The 19,422-nt window shown below is 54.2% G+C and carries 20 protein-coding genes and 5 pseudogenes; 6 read left to right on the forward strand and 19 right to left on the reverse strand.

Annotated features, from left to right (window positions below):
• Positions 1–173: 173 nt before the first annotated feature.
• The 4 genes from QSJ10_RS14225 to QSJ10_RS14240 all read right to left on the reverse strand — a co-directional run bounded on the left by QSJ10_RS14225 (position 174) and on the right by QSJ10_RS14240 (position 4,258).
• Positions 174–836 carry a class D sortase, LPxTATN-specific gene (locus tag QSJ10_RS14225; protein ID WP_049625969.1) on the reverse strand — a complete coding sequence of 221 codons (663 nt, stop codon included), beginning with the start codon at positions 834–836 and terminating at the stop codon, positions 174–176.
• Between the two features lie 24 nt (positions 837–860).
• Positions 861–1,787 carry a processed acidic surface protein gene (locus tag QSJ10_RS14230; protein ID WP_053532857.1) on the reverse strand — a complete coding sequence of 309 codons (927 nt, stop codon included), beginning with the start codon at positions 1,785–1,787 and terminating at the stop codon, positions 861–863.
• A gap of 380 nt (positions 1,788–2,167) precedes the next feature.
• Positions 2,168–3,544 carry an aspartate kinase gene (locus QSJ10_RS14235; protein ID WP_049624691.1) on the reverse strand — a complete coding sequence of 459 codons (1,377 nt, stop codon included), beginning with the start codon at positions 3,542–3,544 and terminating at the stop codon, positions 2,168–2,170.
• A gap of 279 nt (positions 3,545–3,823) precedes the next feature.
• A complete protein-coding gene (locus QSJ10_RS14240) occupies positions 3,824–4,258 on the reverse strand; it encodes a DUF1284 domain-containing protein (RefSeq protein ID WP_053532856.1) in 435 nt (144 codons plus the stop codon).
• Between the two features lie 221 nt (positions 4,259–4,479).
• Here QSJ10_RS14240 and QSJ10_RS14245 point away from each other — a divergent pair, with 221 nt between their 5' ends.
• From QSJ10_RS14245 to QSJ10_RS14260, 4 genes and pseudogenes are all read left to right on the forward strand, one after another.
• Positions 4,480–5,040: a hypothetical protein gene (locus QSJ10_RS14245; protein ID WP_230581305.1), complete on the forward strand. Its 561-nt coding sequence runs from the start codon at positions 4,480–4,482 to the stop codon at positions 5,038–5,040.
• Positions 5,041–5,045: 5 nt separating this feature from the next.
• Positions 5,046–5,735: pseudogene (adh, locus tag QSJ10_RS14250) on the forward strand (aldehyde dehydrogenase); the annotation flags it as partial.
• Positions 5,736–5,927: 192 nt separating this feature from the next.
• The gene (locus tag QSJ10_RS14255; protein WP_033013749.1) at positions 5,928–6,281 is read left to right on the forward strand and encodes a DUF779 domain-containing protein; all 354 of its coding nucleotides are present in this window, start codon (positions 5,928–5,930) and stop codon (positions 6,279–6,281) included.
• Between the two features lie 324 nt (positions 6,282–6,605).
• On the forward strand, positions 6,606–7,661 hold the full coding sequence (locus tag QSJ10_RS14260) for an RNA-guided endonuclease TnpB family protein (protein WP_053532855.1): 1,056 nt from the start codon (positions 6,606–6,608) through the stop codon (positions 7,659–7,661).
• 157 nt (positions 7,662–7,818) lie between these two features.
• Here QSJ10_RS14260 and QSJ10_RS14265 read toward each other — a convergent pair whose 3' ends face one another.
• The 5 genes and pseudogenes from QSJ10_RS14265 to QSJ10_RS14285 all read right to left on the reverse strand — a co-directional run.
• Positions 7,819–9,426, reverse strand: a complete 1,608-nt coding sequence (locus QSJ10_RS14265; RefSeq protein ID WP_033013747.1) for an MDR family MFS transporter — start codon at positions 9,424–9,426, stop codon at positions 7,819–7,821.
• Positions 9,411–10,334 (reverse strand): TetR/AcrR family transcriptional regulator, encoded by a 924-nt coding sequence (locus QSJ10_RS14270; protein ID WP_033013746.1) that lies wholly within the window; start codon positions 10,332–10,334, stop codon positions 9,411–9,413. The genes QSJ10_RS14265 and QSJ10_RS14270 overlap by 16 nt, the downstream gene beginning before the upstream one ends.
• On the reverse strand, positions 10,327–10,467 hold the full coding sequence (locus QSJ10_RS14275; protein WP_033013745.1) for a hypothetical protein: 141 nt from the start codon (positions 10,465–10,467) through the stop codon (positions 10,327–10,329). Before QSJ10_RS14275 ends, QSJ10_RS14270 begins: the two co-directional genes overlap by 8 nt.
• 201 nt (positions 10,468–10,668) lie before the next feature.
• A complete protein-coding gene (locus QSJ10_RS14280; protein ID WP_049625316.1) occupies positions 10,669–11,541 on the reverse strand; it encodes an ROK family protein in 873 nt (290 codons plus the stop codon).
• A gap of 163 nt (positions 11,542–11,704) precedes the next feature.
• Positions 11,705–12,037: pseudogene (locus QSJ10_RS14285) on the reverse strand (carbohydrate ABC transporter permease); the annotation flags it as partial.
• 597 nt (positions 12,038–12,634) lie between these two features.
• Here QSJ10_RS14285 and gloA2 point away from each other — a divergent pair.
• Positions 12,635–13,021, forward strand: a complete 387-nt coding sequence (gloA2, locus tag QSJ10_RS14290; RefSeq protein ID WP_033011380.1) for an SMU1112c/YaeR family gloxylase I-like metalloprotein — start codon at positions 12,635–12,637, stop codon at positions 13,019–13,021.
• 98 nt (positions 13,022–13,119) lie between these two features.
• The gene (locus QSJ10_RS14295) at positions 13,120–14,106 is read left to right on the forward strand and encodes a Gfo/Idh/MocA family protein (protein ID WP_033013742.1); all 987 of its coding nucleotides are present in this window, start codon (positions 13,120–13,122) and stop codon (positions 14,104–14,106) included.
• A gap of 95 nt (positions 14,107–14,201) precedes the next feature.
• On the opposite strand, the gene QSJ10_RS14300 is transcribed toward QSJ10_RS14295, so the two are convergent.
• The 10 genes and pseudogenes from QSJ10_RS14300 to QSJ10_RS14345 form a co-directional block, all read right to left on the reverse strand.
• Positions 14,202–14,639, reverse strand: coding sequence for a DUF4275 family protein (locus tag QSJ10_RS14300; RefSeq protein ID WP_053532854.1), 438 nt, complete (start codon positions 14,637–14,639; stop codon positions 14,202–14,204).
• 215 nt (positions 14,640–14,854) lie between these two features.
• Positions 14,855–15,274, reverse strand: coding sequence for an arsenate reductase (thioredoxin) (arsC, locus tag QSJ10_RS14305; protein WP_011232692.1), 420 nt, complete (start codon positions 15,272–15,274; stop codon positions 14,855–14,857).
• Between the two features lie 15 nt (positions 15,275–15,289).
• Positions 15,290–15,490: pseudogene (locus tag QSJ10_RS14310) on the reverse strand (arsenic resistance protein); the annotation flags it as partial.
• A 6-nt stretch (positions 15,491–15,496) separates the two neighbouring features.
• Positions 15,497–15,844, reverse strand: coding sequence for an ArsR/SmtB family transcription factor (locus tag QSJ10_RS14315; protein ID WP_053532853.1), 348 nt, complete (start codon positions 15,842–15,844; stop codon positions 15,497–15,499).
• A 184-nt stretch (positions 15,845–16,028) separates the two neighbouring features.
• Positions 16,029–16,412, reverse strand: a complete 384-nt coding sequence (locus tag QSJ10_RS14320) for a DUF1360 domain-containing protein (RefSeq protein WP_033006683.1) — start codon at positions 16,410–16,412, stop codon at positions 16,029–16,031.
• Positions 16,413–16,528: 116 nt separating this feature from the next.
• Positions 16,529–16,681: pseudogene (locus tag QSJ10_RS14325) on the reverse strand (D-ribose ABC transporter substrate-binding protein); the annotation flags it as partial.
• A gap of 388 nt (positions 16,682–17,069) precedes the next feature.
• Positions 17,070–17,375, reverse strand: a pseudogene (locus tag QSJ10_RS14330) (substrate-binding domain-containing protein); the annotation flags it as partial.
• Positions 17,372–18,265, reverse strand: coding sequence for a ribokinase (gene rbsK / locus QSJ10_RS14335; RefSeq protein ID WP_053532852.1), 894 nt, complete (start codon positions 18,263–18,265; stop codon positions 17,372–17,374). The gene rbsK and the pseudogene QSJ10_RS14330, both read right to left, overlap by 4 nt.
• A 449-nt stretch (positions 18,266–18,714) precedes the next feature.
• Entirely contained in the window at positions 18,715–18,831 is a 117-nt protein-coding gene (locus QSJ10_RS14340; protein WP_011232702.1) for a DUF3789 domain-containing protein, read from the reverse strand.
• An 87-nt stretch (positions 18,832–18,918) separates the two neighbouring features.
• Positions 18,919–19,371, reverse strand: a complete 453-nt coding sequence (locus QSJ10_RS14345; protein WP_053532861.1) for a VanZ family protein — start codon at positions 19,369–19,371, stop codon at positions 18,919–18,921.
• Positions 19,372–19,422 lie beyond the last annotated feature (51 nt).

Genomic DNA, 19,422 nt, shown 5'->3' on the forward strand with positions numbered 1-19,422 from the left:
TATCCATCGAGATCGGACGGCCATCAAACGTGGGCAGCGAAATCGACATGCACAAACGAAACCGGACAGTGTGGGCAGGTCGCCGATACGCGCCATTGACGCGCGACAGCTTTCATTCACTGACGCATCCCTCGCCAAAGCGAATGCTGTCCATGTCCATTGGCATGGACAGCTTACCATTCATTGTGAACGCGTTCCAGCGAAACGGTCTGAACCGGGCGGGCGGTGACGATGTAGCGCTTCGGGGCGCGGCCGATGAGACGGAACGGATAGCACGTCGTCACCGTCAACGTCGGACGTGCCTTGTTGACGAGAACGGTCCGATCATCGTCATCGACGATGCGGATGCGGACGATGCGATAATGAACAGCTGTGTCCGCCGCCCGGATGACGAGGGCATCACCGATCCCTAGTTCCCCAAGGCGGCGAAACACCGTGTCGCGATGCCCTGACAGCACAACATGCCCCTTTCCCCCCGGCCAAGCGCTGGCCGGGTAATGGCCGGCGCCGCGGCGCAGCTCTTGCTCGCGGACGCCTTCGTATACCGGGATCGCCACCCCGAGCTTCGGAATGACCAGCTCGCCAAGATGCGCCCCCAGCGGAGCAGCGGCTTGTTCAACCGGACGGCGGGACGCGTGGGCGGCTTCGGCCGCCGATGATGGAGACGAGTCCAAGGCAGGCAAGCGGACCGCCTCTTGATTCGCTGCTTTCCAGCCAACGATGTACCAATAGCCGTTCCAACCTGCTGTTGCCGCTCCGATGGCGAAAACGGCTGCGGCCGCCCAGCGGGCAGCTTTGCGTTTCCATCGATACCGAGGCGCATCTTTTTTCCACACTGTCTGCTCCCTCTTCACAGCCGCTCACCCTTTAAGGCGCCCCGCCCGCCGGTAAAGGAGAGCGCCTGCGACAGCCAGCAGCAACCCGGCCGCCGCCTGCGGCAAATACGGCGACGCCGTATCCGGCAATTTTTCTCCTTGCATCATCCCCTTCATCTCAAGCGCCAGCAGCCCGGCTTCAATCCCTTTCTCCCCGGCGCGGACGATGTAGCCGGACGTCAACATGTCCCTTGTCATCGCGATATCGGCCATTTCTTCACCTTGGCGGTTATACAATTTCACGTCGATCGTCTTCGTATCGGCTGCAGCGGCCGCTGACGGCTCCATCTCCCGCCCGTTGACATAGTACTTGGCCTCAAGCTGCAGCAAACGAAGCGCTTTTTCCCAAAGGGCTCGCAGTTCGCGACGTTGCTCATCCGTCCACGGCCCCTCGGTCTGCTCAAACGGGCGCAGCTGCGCACGAAGCGCCGCCAGCCGCCCAGCCAATTGCGGGTCGTCAATCGAGGCGATATGGCGGGTGAAGGCGCGTACTTCTTGTTCCGTCATCCCGAGCACCCCAAGCAAGTCGTTGATTTGCTGCATGGCGGCGTTATGCTGTGAGTAAAAGCGGACGGCCCGGTCTAAGTCTTCAACAAATGTGTAGTCTTGCACCGTTTCGCCAAACTGGCCGAGCAGCGCCTCGAGCTCCTCGACCGTCAGCCCGTGCCGACGCAAAACGGCATGAAGCCGCTCGTCAGTGATGGGCGTGCCGAGCCATTGTTTCATCTCATCCATGGTGCGAAAATCGGCGGCTGTCAAGCCGTATTGATCCAAATAAGCCAACAGGTCGCTCACTGTCCAGCCGACACTCTCAGCATACTGCTCAAGCTCGCTTCGGCTGATGGCCGCCGCCCCAGCCGGAAACGAAGCGAAAACGGCGACAAGCACAGCCATTCCTAGCCATTGCCGCATTCGGTCTTCCTCCCTTTCGCTTTCTTTGACGTACATTGGTAGTATTTTCCGAACATGCCGCTCTTATGTACGCCAACCAGCGAAAAAAGAAGAAAGCTTGGCCTAGAGCGCTTGAACGTTCTCCCACCTACGCAAACGCTTAGAGATGGGAGATTCTCGGGGACACCTGCCATAAGGCAGACTGCCAGCCAGACCATCCCCGTCTGTCCCTGTGACTTGGCTGTTCCAACGAAGTCCTTCTTTCAAGATATTTTGAGCGGCGTTAGGGGACATCCATGATGGAAGACGCTGATTCATTCCCCCCTTCGGCTGATCGCGTGAAAGCGGGGGCTTCTCGGTACATAAGAACAGGCGCCCGAGTTTCGGACGCCTGTTTCGTGTTAGGAAAGGTGGCTTACAGTTGCCTGTTGGAAGTAGGCGTTGTACAATGCGCGCACCGCCTCGTTGACGACGTCTTCTTTGACGCCGAACATCATGCTCACTTCGGACGATCCTTGGTTGATCATCTCTAAGTTGATGTTGGCATTGGCAAGCGCCGTCACCGCTTTGGCCGCCATCCCGACCGTTTTTTCCATCCCTTCGCCGACCACCATGATGAGCGCCAGTCCGTATTCCACATTGACTTCGTCGACCGCCAGCTCCTCGCGAATGCGGGCTAAAATGCGCTCTTCTTTTCCGTCAGCGAGCTGGCTCGCCCGCAAAATGATCGACATGTTGTCGATGCCGGATGGCGTATGTTCATATGAAATGCCTTCGTCTTCTAAAATTTGCAGCACGCGGCGGCCGAATCCGATTTCGCGGTTCATTAAATATTTGCTGATGTTGATGCTGCAAAAGCCTGTGTCGCTCGCAATGCCGGCGACTGGTTCGTCGATATGATTGCGCTTGGCGACGATCCACGTGCCTGGAGCCGCCGGGTTGTTGGTGTTTTTGACGCAAACGGGGATGCCGGCGCGGTAGACGGGCTCCAGCGCCTCGTCATGGAAGACGGAAAAGCCGGAATACGACAGCTCGCGCATTTCCCGATACGTAATTTCCTTCAACTTGCGCGCATCAGCGACGATCGACGGGTTGACGCAATAAATCGAATCGACGTCGGTAAAGTTTTCGTACACGTCCGCTTTGACGCCCGCGGCGACGATTGAGCCCGTAATATCCGACCCGCCGCGCGGGAACGTGACAATATGGCCCGATCGGGAATAGCCGAAAAATCCCGGGATGACCAAAACGCCGCGACGTTCGCGCAGCTGCTTCAGTTTGTCGTACGACTCCGGGAGCACTTGGGCGTTGCCTGGCTCATCAGTGACGATGATGCCGGCTTCCAGCGGGCTGACGTAGCTCGCCTCAAGCCCAAAATCTTGCAAATAAATCGCCATCAGCCTTGCGTTATGGTCTTCGCCGCTCGCTTTCATGGCGTCAAACAGGCGGGGCGGATCGTTCCGATAGGCGCTGATTTTGGATTGTAAGTCATCCACAAGTTCAGCCAAAAATCCATCAGCTTCCAACTCAAGTTCATCTACAATGTCGGCGTATCGTTTTGTGATTTCTTGCATCGTTTGTTCATACGGCTCATCCGCTGCCACCTGTTCGGCGAGCCGAATGAGCATATCCGTCACTTTCACATCATCTTTATACCGCTTTCCAGGAGCTGATACAACGACGATGCGGCGCTCGATATCCGAGCTGACGATGTCGGCCACTTTACGGAATTGTGCAGCGCTCGCCACCGAACTTCCACCGAATTTAGCTACTTTCATCGTTCATGACCCTTTCTGTCGAAAGTATCTATAATTGTTTATCATATCACATTTTTCCGCCCATGGAACTATTCATTTTTTAGAAATTTCCGCCAACGTCCCAAAACGCCGCCATCGCCGGCCATGACTCTCTTCAAAACAGATGGCGCCGTGCTTCGTCAATGGAAAGAAGGTGCTGCAACAGCCCCCCCCCCCGCCTTGACAAACGGATGATGGTTCAGCACAGCGCCGTTTTTCCATCGTTCCTCCTCGATTTTTTCCGAAAACGGCCGCTCTGCCTCACGTTTGTGCCACATTGCCGCGGCGGACGTTGGCGATTCCTTCTTTGCAGACGCCATACGGCAGCCACGAGCAGTTGCGGCATAACTCGTCCAAATCATCCGGCTTGACCCGTTCCGCCGTCCGCCGGATCAGTTCAGACTTCCAATACACATTGCCCGGCTCCAAACCTAAATGGCGAATGACGTTTCCGTCAAGCGAACGGACGTGGGCCTCGGAATTGGGGCCGGCTTCACACGTTGTCTCTCCATGATGCGGACAGGCGAGGCACGCCTCATCGAGCGCCGCGACGACTTCAATCGGGAAATCGTCGTGTTCATCGCGAATGCGGGCCACGATCTCCCACATTTTTTCCACGAACGACGGGCTGTAGCCCATGCCGCGAAACCCGTGCACACAAAGCAAATGGTGGCCGCGCAGACGCAACGGCTTCATGCTCCTCTCTCCTTTCCTTCGTCTCGTTCGAGCATATGACAGGCGCGTGAAAATATGCCTGTCGCGCCGTTCTTTCATCTCTAAAATCATCATACGCCAACTGGTCCCTAGCAGCAATCATGTATTTGACCGGCGCCTTTCCAACTTCTTTTTCATTCAAGGATGGGGAGCAACATGGTACAATGAAAGCGGCAACTTCGCAACGAAAGGAATGGCGAATGATGACGAAAGACGAAGCGGCACGTTGTCTTTCCGTTTTGCTTCACGAACTGACCAAACCATGGCGAAAAGAAAAAATCCATTCCGATGTGCTCGAAATCATTATGAAACTGCGCATCCAGGCAGCGGATGACGAACGCTATATGAATAATTTGCTCAGCAACATCGCCTTCGCCGGCGAATCGGCGCATGCGTTAAAGCAAATTTGGAGCTACATGCTGCGTGAGCAAACGTTTCTATCGCCACAGACGATCGAGGCGATGCTCACGGACGCCCAGCAAGCGATCCGGCGCCGGCTGCCGGAGCTGACCGCCCGCTATGAGCGTCCGTTTTTGTCCATCGATGACCCGCTCGAGCGGAAACGCCAGCTTGAGCGCTCCTACGGTGCGCTTCTTTTGTTCAACCGGATCGCCACCGACTTTTTGCTTGAGTTCGTCCGCGAAGAAAACGAAACGGCAGCGAGCGTCTTTTTCGCCGCCGACCCGAACGAGGCGATCGAAGTGTTCCATCATCTTTGCAGCGTCTACGCGAGCCGCTGGCTGGAAGGCCTGGAAGTCGATTGATGGACAAAGACGATGACTTTCTTGATAAAGCGCTTGAAGGCTTCACGATGTTCGCTCTAAACCAAGGCGAAGTGTGCACATGCCCGTCGCGCGCCCTCATCCATGAGTCGATTTACGACGCCTTTATGGAACGGGCGCTTGAACGCGTCAAGCAAATCAAGCAAGGCAATCCGCTCGATACGGAAACGATGATCGGCGCCCAAGCCTCCTCCGAACAGCTCGAGAAAATTTTGTCATACATCGACATCGGCAAACAGGAAGGCGCCGAACTTTTGATCGGCGGCGAGCGGAACATGCTGGAAGGGGAACTCGCCGACGGATACTATGTCAAGCCGACGATTTTCAAAGGACATCACAAAATGCGCATCTTCCAAGAAGAAATTTTCGGCCCGGTGCTCGCGGTCACGACGTTTAAAGATCATGACGAAGCGCTTTCGATCGCCAATGAGACGCTGTACGGCCTTGGCGCCGACGTCTGGACGCGCGACATCAACACCGCGTACCGCTTCGGCCGCGGCATCCAGGCCGGCCGCGTGTGGACGAACTGCTATCACATTTATCCGGCCCATGCGGCATTTGGCGGCTACAAGATGTCCGGCATCGGCCGCGAAACGCACAAAATGATGCTCGACCATTACCAACAAACGAAAAACTTGCTCGTCAGCTATTCGCCGAAAAAACTTGGCTTGTTCTGACATTGGTCCACCTGCTCTTCCACAGCATTTTGCCCACTGTTGCATCCATTGCCGCCAAAACCACGCAAACGCCTTTTGATGATGGAATGGAAAACAACGCAGCAACCATTCCATTCGACGAATCCAGCGCAGCTGCGCCAGGCCGGCGCCTGTCTTTGACCGTGATGCAAAAGGAGGTGCATCCGATGCCTCATTGAACCGAAAGTCATCGCCACCGAAGCGGCGTTAAAATTGATTGAAAAATTAAAGGCGAAATACGGCCCACTTATGTTCCATCAATCCGGCGGCTGCTGCGACGGCAGCTCGCCGATGTGCTACCCGCTCGGTGAGTTGATCGTCGGCGATTCCGACGTGTTGCTTGGCGAAATCGGCGGCTGCCCGTTTTACATCGCCAAGGCGCAATACGAATATTGGAAGCATACACAGCTCATCATTGACGTCGTTCCCGGGCGCGGCGGCATGTTTTCGCTCGAAGGCCCGGAAGGCGTCCGCTTTCTCACCCGCTCCCGCGTCTTCGGCCAAAGCGAGGATGCAGGTGCGCCGTAAGCCGCCCATTGCGGGATGCCGCTGTGAACCCGCCATGTGCGATGCATGAATCGCTTGGCCAATGAAAAGCACGGAGCTCGACCGCTCCCCTTCGCCCCCGTTCCCAGATGCTTTATCCCCTTCGGAGCGGTTTGTTCGTCGCAACAAAAAAATGGCGGTCCGCCACCTGACCAAATGAGGCGCGGTCCGCCATGTCCTTTTCTTTACAGACCTGCGAGCGAGAAAGCCCACTCCTTGAGGAGTGGGATGAAAGCGAGCCGTTTTCTTATATTGAATGATGATGAAAAAAACGGTATCATGTAATCGTCGCAAGAAGGTGAATCCATGCCGACCATCACACTAAGGCTGGAACTGCACAACCCAACGAAAGTCAAACAGGACATGTATGAACGGATGACAGAAGTGAATACCGCGTTTGCGAATTGGCTGTTGGATCATCCCGAGCTGAATCAAGCGACGAGCAAAATTTTTAAAGCGTTTTCGTCGCAGCGGTTTCCTTCCGCCGTCGTGAATCAAACGATTCGAGAAGTGAAGTCCCAAAAGAAAAACCAGAAAACAAAGAAGTTTCGAACATTCTGGTGTTGCTTTAACAACCAAAACGTAAAGGTGGAAAAGAAAGGAGCGTTCTACACGGTTTCCTTCCCCACACTGGAGAAGCGAATTGGCGTGCCGGTCGTCACGCGCCCCTATCAAGAAGCATGGCTGAATCGGCTGCTTAACGGAACTGCTAAACAAGGGGCAGCCAAGCTCTACAAAAAGAGAAAGAAATGGTACTTGGCGATCGCGATCACCTTTGAAGTCAAGCCGCGGCACGAAACAAAGGTGATGGGCGTTGACGTTGGGCTTCGCTATATCGCTGTGGCCAGCGTGGGAACGAAATCACTGTTTTTCAAAGGGAACCAATGCGCCTTTGTACGCCGACGATATGCGGCTTTGCGGCGAAGGTTGGGCAAAGCGAAGAAGCTCCATATGATTCGCAAAATCGGCCGCAAAGAGTCCCGCTGGATGAAGGATCAAAATCACAAAATCAGCCGTCAAATCGTGAATTTTGCGCTCGCCAACGGTGTTGGCGTGATTCGAATGGAAGCGTTGACGGGGATTCGCAAGCGGGCAACATCGGCCAAAGAAGTGGGGCGAAGCCTTCATGCTTGGGCGTTTCATCAACTGCAAACGATGATTGCCTATAAGGCGGAAATGGCGGGCATTCGCGTTGAGTGGGTGAATCCAACCTACACGAGCCAAACGTGTAAATGTGGTTATCGAGAGAAAGCGAACCGAAACGGCATCCGCTTTCGATGCCAAAGGTGTGGATACACTCTCCACGCCGACTTGAATGGCGCCATCAACATCGCCAAAGCGATTTCGGGCTTCGCCGTCTAACCTAGCGCACTGGTCACAGGTGCGCCGCCCATGGGGGTACATCCTAACCCGATGGGATGGGGTGATGACACACCCCTGAACTTGGGCGTTGTCCGAACCAGAAATGGATGAGGACGTGAGCGACCCAAGAATCCCACGCCTTTAGGCGTGCGGAGTGTCAATCAGCCTCTTTTGCCTGCTTCATCGCCTCTGCCCGATCAGACAAGACAATCCGTTTCAAACCGAACACGAAAAGCAAGCCGACCGCGATAAACGCGAGCCCGAACCAAAAGACGGCTTGCAGGGAATCGACAAGCGATTGCTTCAGCACCGGCACGAACATGTCCCGAAGCGGCGCTGGAATTTTCGCCATCGCTTCCGGACTGAGCAAGACAGAATACAAGCCTTGCGGGTCGGTATGGATCATATCGGCAAAGCGGTCGACAAGCCCTTTCGCCTGCGCCGGCAGCGCTTCGAGCTTTGGCATGAGCCGCTCGTCAAGCAAGGCTCTCGACCGGTGGTTCATGATGGCGCCAAGCACCGTCATCCCAAACGTCCCGCCAATCGAGCGGAAAAATTGGCTTGAAGATGTCACCACACCAAGCTCCGATTTCGGAAAGCTTTCTTGCAGGGCGAGCGTCAAAATCGGCATCACGAGCCCTGTGCCAAGACCGAGAATGATCATATACATCGTCGCCGTCCATTTCGACGTCTCGACATCCATCGTGCCAAGCAGCCCGAATGCGGACGCCATAACGGCCATGCCGATGATCAGCTGCGGCTTCACCCCGATCCGGTATACCAGTCGACCGCCAAGGACGCTGCCGATGATCATCGTGATCATCATCGGCGTCATAATCGTTCCGGATTGGGTGGCGCTCACACCGACAATGCCTTGCATAAAAAACGGCACAAACATAATCGCGCCGAACATACCGACGCTCATAAAAAAGCCGATGCCATTGAGCAGCGTAAACGTCCGGTTGCGGAAGAGCCAAAGCGGAATGATCGGCTCCTCCGCCCGTTTTTCCGCCCAAACAAACAAAGCGAAAAAGACAACCGCGGCCGCAAATAACGAAACGATTTGCCACGACCCCCACGGATATCGGTCGCCGCCAAACGTCAACCCCAACAACAAGCTGACGACGCCCGCCGTCAACGTCGCCATCCCGGCGATGTCAAATTTCACCGGCCCTTCGGCTTTATATTTGCTTAACCCCATCGCAATCAGCACCGTGGCGAGAATGCCGACCGGCAAGTTGATGTAAAACACCCAGCGCCAGTTCAAATGGTCGACGATAAAGCCGCCGATTTGCGGGCCGAGCACTGAAGCGAGACCGTACAAACCGCCGAACACCCCTTGCCATTTCGCCCGCTCCTTGCCGGTAAACACGTCACCGATGACAATCATCGCCATCGGCATCATAATCCCGCCGCCCAGTCCTTGAATGCCGCGGTAAACGATGAGCTCGGTCATATCGTTCGCCATGCCGCAAAGCGCTGAACCAACCATAAAAATGACCAACCCGCTCACATAGACAATCCGACGGCCCAATAAGTCGGCGAGCTTGCCGGCGATCGGCACGACCGTCGTCGACGTCAACATATACGCTGTCGTCAGCCACGTCATAATCCCCAATCCGTGAAGCTCCCCGACGATGCGCGGCATCGCCGTGCCGACGATCGTCCCATCTAATGCCGCAAACAGCATAGCAATGATCAGCCCGGTAATGAGCAACGGGCGATGACGAATGGTGCTCGTCGGCACTTCTATCGCTTTTTCCATACTTCTCTCTCCCATCCGTTTTGTCGTTGGTATTCATCCATTTCTTTGACCAATGCATCCAAAGCCGGTGCCAGTTGAGGCGTTTGTTGATGACGCAAATACAACAGCAGCGCTTCGACGATATAGACGCGGGGCGGCGCGTGCCGTCCAAGCAGCTCCTCCTCCAGCGCTGCTATGGCTTCGAGCACATCGCTTGCCTGCTTTGGATCGAGACCGTTGACAGCCTCCCGGACGGCGGCGAACGCGGAAACCAGCCGCTCCCGCTGACGCTCTCGCTCCTGCTCCTCCATCTTCACCCATGGCGCAAACGACTCTTCCGTCAAAAGCGGGCGCTCATCAGCCGTGAAGCTGGCGACAATCGCATCAATGCGCCGCACAAGAAAACGAGCTGCCTCGTCCGCATCAAACGCCTCCTCGCGAAAAAAGAAGTAAAACAAATATTGCCGGATGATGCCGTTCGTCATCATGGCGACATCATACACATACGGACCAACCGCCTCGCCATAGACCTCCGTTAGGCGCGTGCAATACCATAAAAAAAGGCGCCCATGCTGGCGAAACATATACCGCTCCACTTCCGGATTGACTTTCGGCAATTGTTCCGACATGATCATGCGCAAAAAGTCTTTGTACTCGCGAATGTGAGAAAAATGGGCCGCCAACTGGCGGACAAACCGCTCCTTTTCCGGGCCATCCCCGCCGGATGCCGTGAAATCTGCGACCATTTTTTCGCTGTAATAGCGAAGCACTTCAAGCAACAATTCCTCCTTCGAGGCGAAATGATGGTAAAACGCCCCTTTGGAAATGCCCCACGCCTCGACCAAATCTTGAATCGAGGTGGCATGATACCCTTTTTCCGCAAACAGTTTCATCGCGGTTTCAATAAAGCGAACGCGCCGTTCATCCATGGCAACGACTCATTCCTTTCCCATTCGCCCTCATCCATTGCCGGTACGACGGCAACACCGCGCGCGGTTTCACTAAATCGGCGCGCACACCTTGTTGTTGCAGCCATTCCACCAACCGTCGAGCATGGATCATTGTCCTCGCCTCCATATCACTTATGACTGGATGGTCAAAATAATTATAAACTAATGTTATACAGATTTGCAACTCAAAAATGATTTTTTTGACCAATAGGTCGATTTTTTGCTAATTCTGTTGAACAATCGGTCAATATCCCTGCCTTCAAACAAAAAACGGCCCCACCGCCTGATTGAAGACGGTGAACGGCCGTCCTTGCTATTCGATCGCTCTCGCCGCAAGCGCCAACGCGCCTGCGATGCCGGCGTTGTCGCCAAGCCCTGGAAGGACAATATACTCATCAATCCGTCGCAAAATCGCCTCATGCTCGACATACCCGTTGAGCAGTTCCTGCACATAGCGGCGCACAAGCGGCAACACGTGCGTCTGTTTCATGACGCCTCCGCCCGTGATCACCTTTTTCGGCGATAACACGAGAATGTAGTTGGCAATCGCCTGGGCAAGATAAAAGGCCTCCAACTCCCATACTTCACGGCGGTCCGCCAATTCCGCCCCTTTTTTCCCCCAGCGCCGCTCAATCGCGGGACCAGACGCCATCCCTTCTAGACAGTCGCCGTGGTATGGACAGACGCCGGCAAACGCGTCATCCGGATGGCGGCGGACTAAGATATGCCCCATCTCCGGGTGAAGCAGCCCATGCAACAGGCGGCCCTCGACGATTGCCCCAACGCCGATACCCGTTCCGACCGTCATGTACAGGCAGCTGTCAAGCCCTCGCGCCGCCCCCCAGCGCTGTTCGCCAAGCGCCGCCGCGTTGACATCCGTGTCAAATCCGATCGGCACGGGAAAATGCTGCTTCATCGTGCCGACAAAATCAAACTGTGCCCACGCCTGTTTCGGCGTGCTCGTAATATACCCGTACGTCGGACTGTCCGGACGCAAATCAACCGGGCCGAATGACCCGATCCCGATCGCCTCCACGTTGTGGGGGCGGAAAAAATCGATAACGTGCGCCATCGTCTCTTCCGGCGCCGTCGTCGGAAACACCGCCCGCTCATGAATGTTCCCTTGTTCATCGCCGATGGCGCAGACAAATTTTGTGCCTCCGGCTTCAATGGCTCCCAAAATCATATGTACGCCTCTCTTTCTTCATCTGCATCTTTTGTTGTATCTATTTTACTGGAAAAAGGGAGAGGATATCAATGGCAAAAAGCTGCGGATCAGCGGCTTTTTGAAACATAGGGAAATCAATTCTATTGTCCGCCGGGGTTGTTGATCTACACCGCTGATCGGCTCACCCCTTCACCGACCCCGCGAGCAAGCCGCGGACGAAGTATTTGCCGTGGAAAATGTACACAAGCAAAGTCGGCAGCGCGGCGAGCAAGACGCCTGCCATTTGCACGTTCCATTGGACGATTTGACTGCCGGATAAGTTTTGCAAGGCGACCATGATCGGCTGTTTGTCCGATGTCGTGATCGTCACCGCGAACAAAAACTCGTTCCAAATGTTTGTAAACTGCCAGATCGCCACGACGACAAATCCAGTGATGGACAAGGGGAGCATAATATAACGAAAAATACGGACAAACCCAGCGCCGTCGATTTTCGCTGATTCAATCATCTCATCCCCTTCGCGAATGAGCCAGCGGATGATTTCCGCTTCATGCAGCCCTTCGCCGATGTCAGGCAATTTAAATTCGTAGATCATGCCATATCCCCTTCCCCTTGTTCTCATGCTGTGATGGGAAACAAACACAATGGTGCAGCATCCATGGTGCGGCGATCATGAGGAAACATAGGAGTTAAGCGCTTACAAAAAACGTGGTGACCATTCGTTTTTTCTACCAAAATATAAAATGAATATTTTAAATTTTTAAACCTACAAGATTTATGATAGTCTATAGATTGTCAAACTGTCAATATAAGGAGAGCAGACATTTTTCGCCCGCTTCGACAATCATCGACAACCCCTTCTATTATCGCAAAATAATAATTCCTGGTTCGATTTGACCGAAACACCGAGAACAGGCTCAACCGCTGCTGATTTCAGTGATGGGTAGGCAGTTTTCCGAAAAACATGGAAGGACGTGAAACATGGCTGTCTCGTACCAATGAGCGGAAATGGTTCAAAAAAAGTTAATTGTACGAGGTTTCTCTAAGAAGAATGAATAAGTTCAATGGTATTTTGCAATACATCACTCGTCTTATAAGAGGAGGAAGCAATATGCGCCTTGCCACGATTCACCATATCGCTTTGATTTGCTCGGACTATGAACGATCAAAACGATTTTATACAGAAATTCTCGGATTTCGCCCCATCCGGGAGCAATACCGCGCTGAGCGCCGTTCGTACAAACTCGATTTGGAGGCTGATGGCGGCATTCAGCTTGAGCTATTTTCCTTTGAAAACCCGCCGAAGCGCCCAAGCTACCCGGAAGCGTGCGGACTGCGCCATCTTGCTTTGGCGGTGGACAACCTCGATGAAGCCATTGCCTACTTGCGCCAACACGGCATCGATCCCGAACCCGTCCGCGTTGATGAAGCGACCGGCAAACGATTCACCTTCTTCCAAGATCCGGACGGGCTGCCGATCGAGCTGTATGAAAACTAGAGAGAAAAGCACAGTTGCTCCATGACGATGACAAAACGAAGCCTCTCCGTTGATTTGTGGTACAATGGGGGCGATACAAATGAAGGAGGCCAAACAACATGATTCGATTCGCAACCATCGGCACAAACTGGATCACCGAAGCATTTCTTGACGCCGCGCGCCTCGTCGATTCCTTCGAACTCGCCGCGGTCTACTCGCGAACCGAGGAGACCGCAAAGCAGTTTGCCGACAAAGTCGGGGCGCCGCGGACGTTCACGGACTTGCAAAAGCTGGCCGAAAGCGACGGCATTGATGCCGTCTATATTGCCAGCCCGAACGCACTTCATGCCGAGCAGGCGATTTGGCTCATGAACCACGGCAAGCACGTCTTATGCGAAAAACCGCTCGCCTCCAATGCGAAAGAAGTCAAAGCGATGATCGAAGCGGCCAATCGAAACGGCGTCGTATTGATGGAAGCGATGAAGGCGACGTTGCTTCCCACATTCCGGTCCATCCGCGAGCACTTACCGAAACTCGGCCGCATCCGCCGCTATGTGGCGAACTATTGCCAATACTCATCGCGCTATGACGCCTATAAGCAAGGAACGGTGCTCAACGCCTTCAACCCCGCTCTCTCGAACGGGGCGTTGATGGACCTTGGCGTCTATTGCCTGTACCCGATGGTCGTTTTGTTCGGCCAACCCCGCAGCGTGAAGGCGCAAAGCGTGAAGCTCGAATCCGGCGTTGATGGCGAGGGCTCGATCGTGCTCGATTACGGCGACATGGACGCGGTCGTCTTTTATTCGAAAATCACGAACTCACACTTGCCTTCGGAGATTCAAGGGGAAGACGGAAACATGATCATCGACGCCATCCACACACCAGCCAAAGCGGAAATCCGCTACCGCGACGGACGCGTCGAGGACATCACCGCGCCGCAGGACAAGCCGCCGATGTATTATGAAGCACAAGAGTTTATCCGTTTGATCGAAAACGGAGAACACGAATCGGCCATCAACTCGCACCGCCATTCGCTTTGGACGATGGAAATCATGGACGAAGCGCGAAAACAAACCGGCATCGTGTTCCCAGCCGACGAGCGATAATAAAAAGGTTCCAACCTAGTCTTCCTGGGGCTCGGTTGGAACTCTTTTTCTTTCTGTCTCATTGGATTTCCTTGGCCGCCGATAAGCCATGGCTGTCACCTTCTGCTAAAATACGGGCCAAGCCATCCGCTTTCATGCGTCATGACAAACGTCCAGTTGAACTCACTGTCCACCACATATAGATCGATTTTGTCGTTTTCCGTTGCCAGATCGGCGGCTTTCAAGCCGGACGCATCCTCCACGGTGAACGCATCGTCGCCATGTTGAAAGAAAAGATAGCAACATGTTTTCTCTTCTTGATCAAACGCCATTTCCGCTTCTTCTCCTGTGAAACAGCCTCTCATCCCATAGCTGAACACATGCCATAAGTAGCCGTTGACTCCATTCCGATTATGAAGGTGGATGTGTTGTTTTTCTTCCGCTGTCAAATGGCCGGCAAACACCTCTTCCCACTGTTGTCGCCATTGCGCTCCGAAACCGGACTGTTTGCGGATTTTGATGTTTCGGCGAGCTAACTGATGAAATAACTCCATTTCGTTTCTCCTCCTGTGACCTAATGTGGCACCGCCTTCATCGATGTGCTCATTTCGTCTATCAACAAGATGGCTTCTCACCATCTTCGTCACGCTGAGCGGTTTTCGTCCGCCCAGCCAATTCCCCGTTTCCGGCCGCACTTCGACGAGCAGTTGCTGCGCACCCTATGCAAGATAGTTTCCCCGCTCTTTGCGCCTGCCTCGCTGCACCGCCCCTATTCCCCCGTCTCGGCAAACCGGCGGATGCGCGCGCCGATTTCATCGCGGACGCGGCGGAACACCGCGAGTTTCTCCTCTTCGGTCCCTTCCGCTTTCGCCGGGTCGTCAAAGCCCCAATGGACGCGCTTCACGTGCGGCGGTGTGACCGGGCAGTGGTCGGCCGCATGGCCGCACAGCGTCACGACCAAATCAGCGCGGTTGAGGAGATCCGGGTCGATGACATCAGACGTTTGGTTCGAAATGTCGATGCCGACTTCCTTCATCACTTTCACCGCATTCGGATTGAGGCCATGCGCTTCAATGCCGGCGCTGTGCACTTCCCATTCCTCACCAAGAAGTTGTTTCGCCCAGCCTTCCGCCATTTGACTGCGGCACGAGTTGCCGGTGCATAAAAAGTATATGACTTTTTTCTTCATCGCTGGTTCCCACCTTTACGTTGATGTTGGATTGCCCGAAGAAAAATACTTTCGCTGAAACGCCAATGCTACGTTGACAAGCGCCAGCATCACCGGCACTTCAATGAGCGGACCGATAACTGCCGCAAACGCCGCGCCCGAATGAATGCCAAACACCCCAACGGCGACGGCAATGGCCAGCTCAAAGTTGTTGCTCCCCGCCGTAAACGCCAGCGTTTAAAGTCAGCACCCGCAGCGGGCCGCGGGATTCGCTGTCTCGATTTTGCGAATGTTTTCGCCTTGGTCCGGAACGTACGACAACACCGCTTGCAGCAGCGAGTAGTATTCACTTTGCGGCCGGAGCGAATAATACACCCATTGCCCCCTCCGCTCCTCTTGGATCAGCCCGGCGTCTTTCAACTTGCGAAGATGCTGGCTGATCGCCGGCTGGCTGGTCGAAAACACCTCAAGCAGCTCGCACACACAGCACTCCCGCTGATTCAAAATCGCCAAAATCGTCAGCCGCGTCGGATCGCCGAGCAGCTTCAACACCCGAGCGGCTGCTCCTATCTCCATTGCGAGTTGCGGCATATCACCCCTCCATTCATCATCATATCATGATTTGCTTATATAAAAACGAACATCCGTCATGAAACGGCCACGCCGACCAATGAAATGGTTTCCGTCAATCAGTATGATATAAGTTAACCATGATGTATCGACAAAAGCAAGAAAAGCGAGCGTGCCGCATGTTTCCGCCGTACGCCCGCCAATGTCAGTCCATCCGCTTTTTCGCCGCCGACAGAAGATCGATTGCCTTCGTCCCCACCCCGACGAATGTTTCCAAAATCGCTTGCGCCCCAGCGATCGAAAAAATAAAAATGAACGGCATGGCGATCTTCGGGATGAATAAATACCCAAGCGCGAGAAAAATCGCGCTCCACACCCCCGCGCACCAGTAACAGTTCAACAAATAGCCGAATTTCGATTTCGGCACTTTTTTGATTTCCGTATGGCCGTCCTCATGCCGGATTGTCTCTTTTTTCATAAACGGATTGCGAATGAATTCGGTGATCTTATCAAAGACGATCAAGTGGGTGAACCTATAGCTGGCTAAAATGATCATGATGTACGTCATCCAGTCGAGTTCTCGAAGCATGGTGGGTTCCTTTCTTTTTCCATCTTTTTCTTTAGTATGAACCAAAATGCGTTTCTTTATGACCTCCGATGGTTAATGGAGCCGGTCGAGGGAACAAACACGTTGTTCATCCCATGCGCCTCCAACGCCCCTAAGGCCATTTCGTCATTATGGGCAAAGACCGCTTGAATGTCTTTATGGCTTTGCAAAATGTTTTCCATGAACGATAATCCTTTGGCCCGGTCAAAATCCGCCGCCTGTTTGGCCACGACTTTCATCCTATTTCGCGCAGGAGACTCCCACTTCAACGACCAAAGGGAGTAAGTGGGAGAGGAATGCGCGTTCCCCCTTTCTTTTGTGTATGATAGAATAAAGGCGTGGAGAAAACCGTTCAATAAAGGCACTCCAATCACGGCTACTCGATGTATGGAGTTGGTTACAGGAAACGTTGTAACCGTAAAACATCGAGCGTAGGTCCGTCTGTTGTGTGTGGAAGCCAAGTACTGCCAACAGACACACCGAGAGAATCAGTAACGATGCAGGCATGACCTGCGTCGTTGGGTAGTTGTCAACCTGCCCCCTGATGCAACCCCAAGTCAAGGAAGGAGGACGAAGTCCGCTTGTACTTCTGGGGAGTTGCAAGCCCCCACTTCAAGCGTTCGCGAAGTGGGGGTAGTTGACATTGGCTGCTTTGTCGATCACTTGGTGGAATCCTTCTCCCCGTTCACGTGCGGCCGAGGAGCCCGGAATCCCCTCCAATTCCACAATGTTTCCGCCGTTTTTCAAGTGGTCGACGATAAATTGCGCCGCCATTTTTCCCCCAGCCACATTGTCAGAAGCGATATGGGTGACCACTTTCCCGCCGTCCGCGCTGCGGTCGACGGTAATGACCGGGATGTTGGCGCTGTTGGCGGATTCAATCGCAGACGTGACAGCGCTCGAGTCCGTCGGGTTGACCAACAGCACATCGACTTTTTGCCTCATTGACTTCGTTCCTGTTCGGCCAAAAATGATTCCACCTCCTCTCGTCTCGGCATCCCAGCTTGCGCCCCGAGTTTTGTCACGGACAGAGCCGCAGCCGCATTGGCAAATCGGCACGCTTCATGAAGCGCCTTCCCTTCCGCGAGCGCCACGGCAAGCGCCCCGTTAAACGTATCGCCCGCGCCCGTCGTATCCACGACGGGAACGTGGAAACTTGGAATGAGCCGTTCTTGTCCATCTTGCCAAATGCGCACCCCTTTGGCCCCTTCGGTGACAATGAGCTGATCGACAAACGATTCTTCATCCATCTTGTCAAACAAAATGCCCCGTTCATGTTCATTCGGCGTCAAGAAACTCGCCTGCTCGAGCACCACGAGCGGCAGCGGCTGGGCTGGAGCTGGGTTCACGATGACGCGCACGCCGTGGCGATGCGCGATCGAAACGGCCCACTCCACAACAGGAAGCGGGATTTCCAGCTGCAGTAAGCACACATCGCTTTCGGCGATCACGGATTCATATGGATCCAGATCCTCCGGCGTCAGCGCATGATTCGCCCCAGGGACGACAATAATGCGGTTGTCCCGCTCAGAAATCGTAATCGCAGCAATGCCTGTACTCCCATGTGTAACCGACTTCACACAATCGACGGAAACGCCTTCATTTTGCAACGAACGGATGAGCTCTTGACCAAACGCATCATCCCCCACCGCGCCAATCATCCGCACATCGGCGCCGAGGCGAGCGGCGGCCACCGCCTGGTTCGCCCCTTTGCCGCCGGGAGTGGTGAGAAACTGTTCGCCTAAAATCGTCTCTCCTTGGTTTGGAAACCGCGCCGCCACAGTGACTAAGTCCATGTTGAGGCTGCCGATCACCGTAATCGATGGCCGAGCCATCTTTCTTCCCCCTCCTTGTACGAAACAAAAGCGATAGACTCCCGCGCCTCGACGTTTTCCCGAAGCCATATTGTGATTTGCCCGGATCACGGTTATAAATTAATAAGATAAAAGCATAGGATAAAAAACTGGACATTGACAACTGCCAATGCCCTGACCAACACGCACAGCGACCGCAAAAAGTGCAACGGTCTAGAAATAGGCAGAATCGCCCCACCCCCACCTACACCTAGTAGAGGACTTTTCTTTTGATACCGCACAACGACTGTCGCGACCAACGACGCAAACGAAATGATCAGCGACAACCACAGCAGCCATCATCCATTAGCCCCTTTTTATCAAGGGAGTTGCCGCTGCTCCCGTGCATGAAACCGTGCATCTGTATTAACCAGCATGTCTTAGAACACCTAAGGCGTTCGATCATTGCCTAACGCCCCTCTGCAAGCTTCTCACTTTTCCCTCCACCGTTCGCTTGCTTCATCCGCCCGTTTCGCCACCGCCATCATGCTCATGATGACGAGCATCACAAACGAACCCACAAACATTCCCGCGATAAACGCGACCATGGCCCTCTCTCCCTTTTCTCACAAACTCGTTATTGGCCATTCTTTCCGTTTACATCTAAATCTATACGATGGGAGAGCTTTGTTCTATTATACGCCGCGTTTGACCGCCCGATGCTTGGTCCTTGCCCAACAGCGGCAAGCCCATACAATCAAAAGCGCCAGGAGCGCCCCACATGAATCAATCGCCACATCTTTTGGCGTCGCCGTCCGTCCTGGTTCAAACGATTGATGCCACTCGTCGGTTGCCGCATACACTGTCGCAAACAGCCAAGCGCCCGCATACGCAAACCGTTTTGGCGCAAGCGCCCGCCACACAAGCGCGGCCAAAATGCCAAACTCGGTCAAATGCGCCGCTTTGCGAATCAAAAAATTCAAAAATGACGACCCCTCTTCATCCCCGCCGCCGAACGGCAAGTACGATAAAATCACCTGCAGCACATGCGCCGTATTCGCCCCGGTGAACCAGGAAGACTCGCTGAAGCTGTAAATGACGAGGCACCAGAGAATGACGGGGAGCCAGCGGGAAAGGAAAGCTCTCATCGTTTCACCTGCCAACAACCTTTTTCCCAACAAAAAAAGGTATCTAAACAA

Source organism: Geobacillus stearothermophilus ATCC 12980, assembly GCF_030369615.1.
GTDB lineage: Bacteria > Bacillota > Bacilli > Bacillales > Anoxybacillaceae > Geobacillus > Geobacillus stearothermophilus.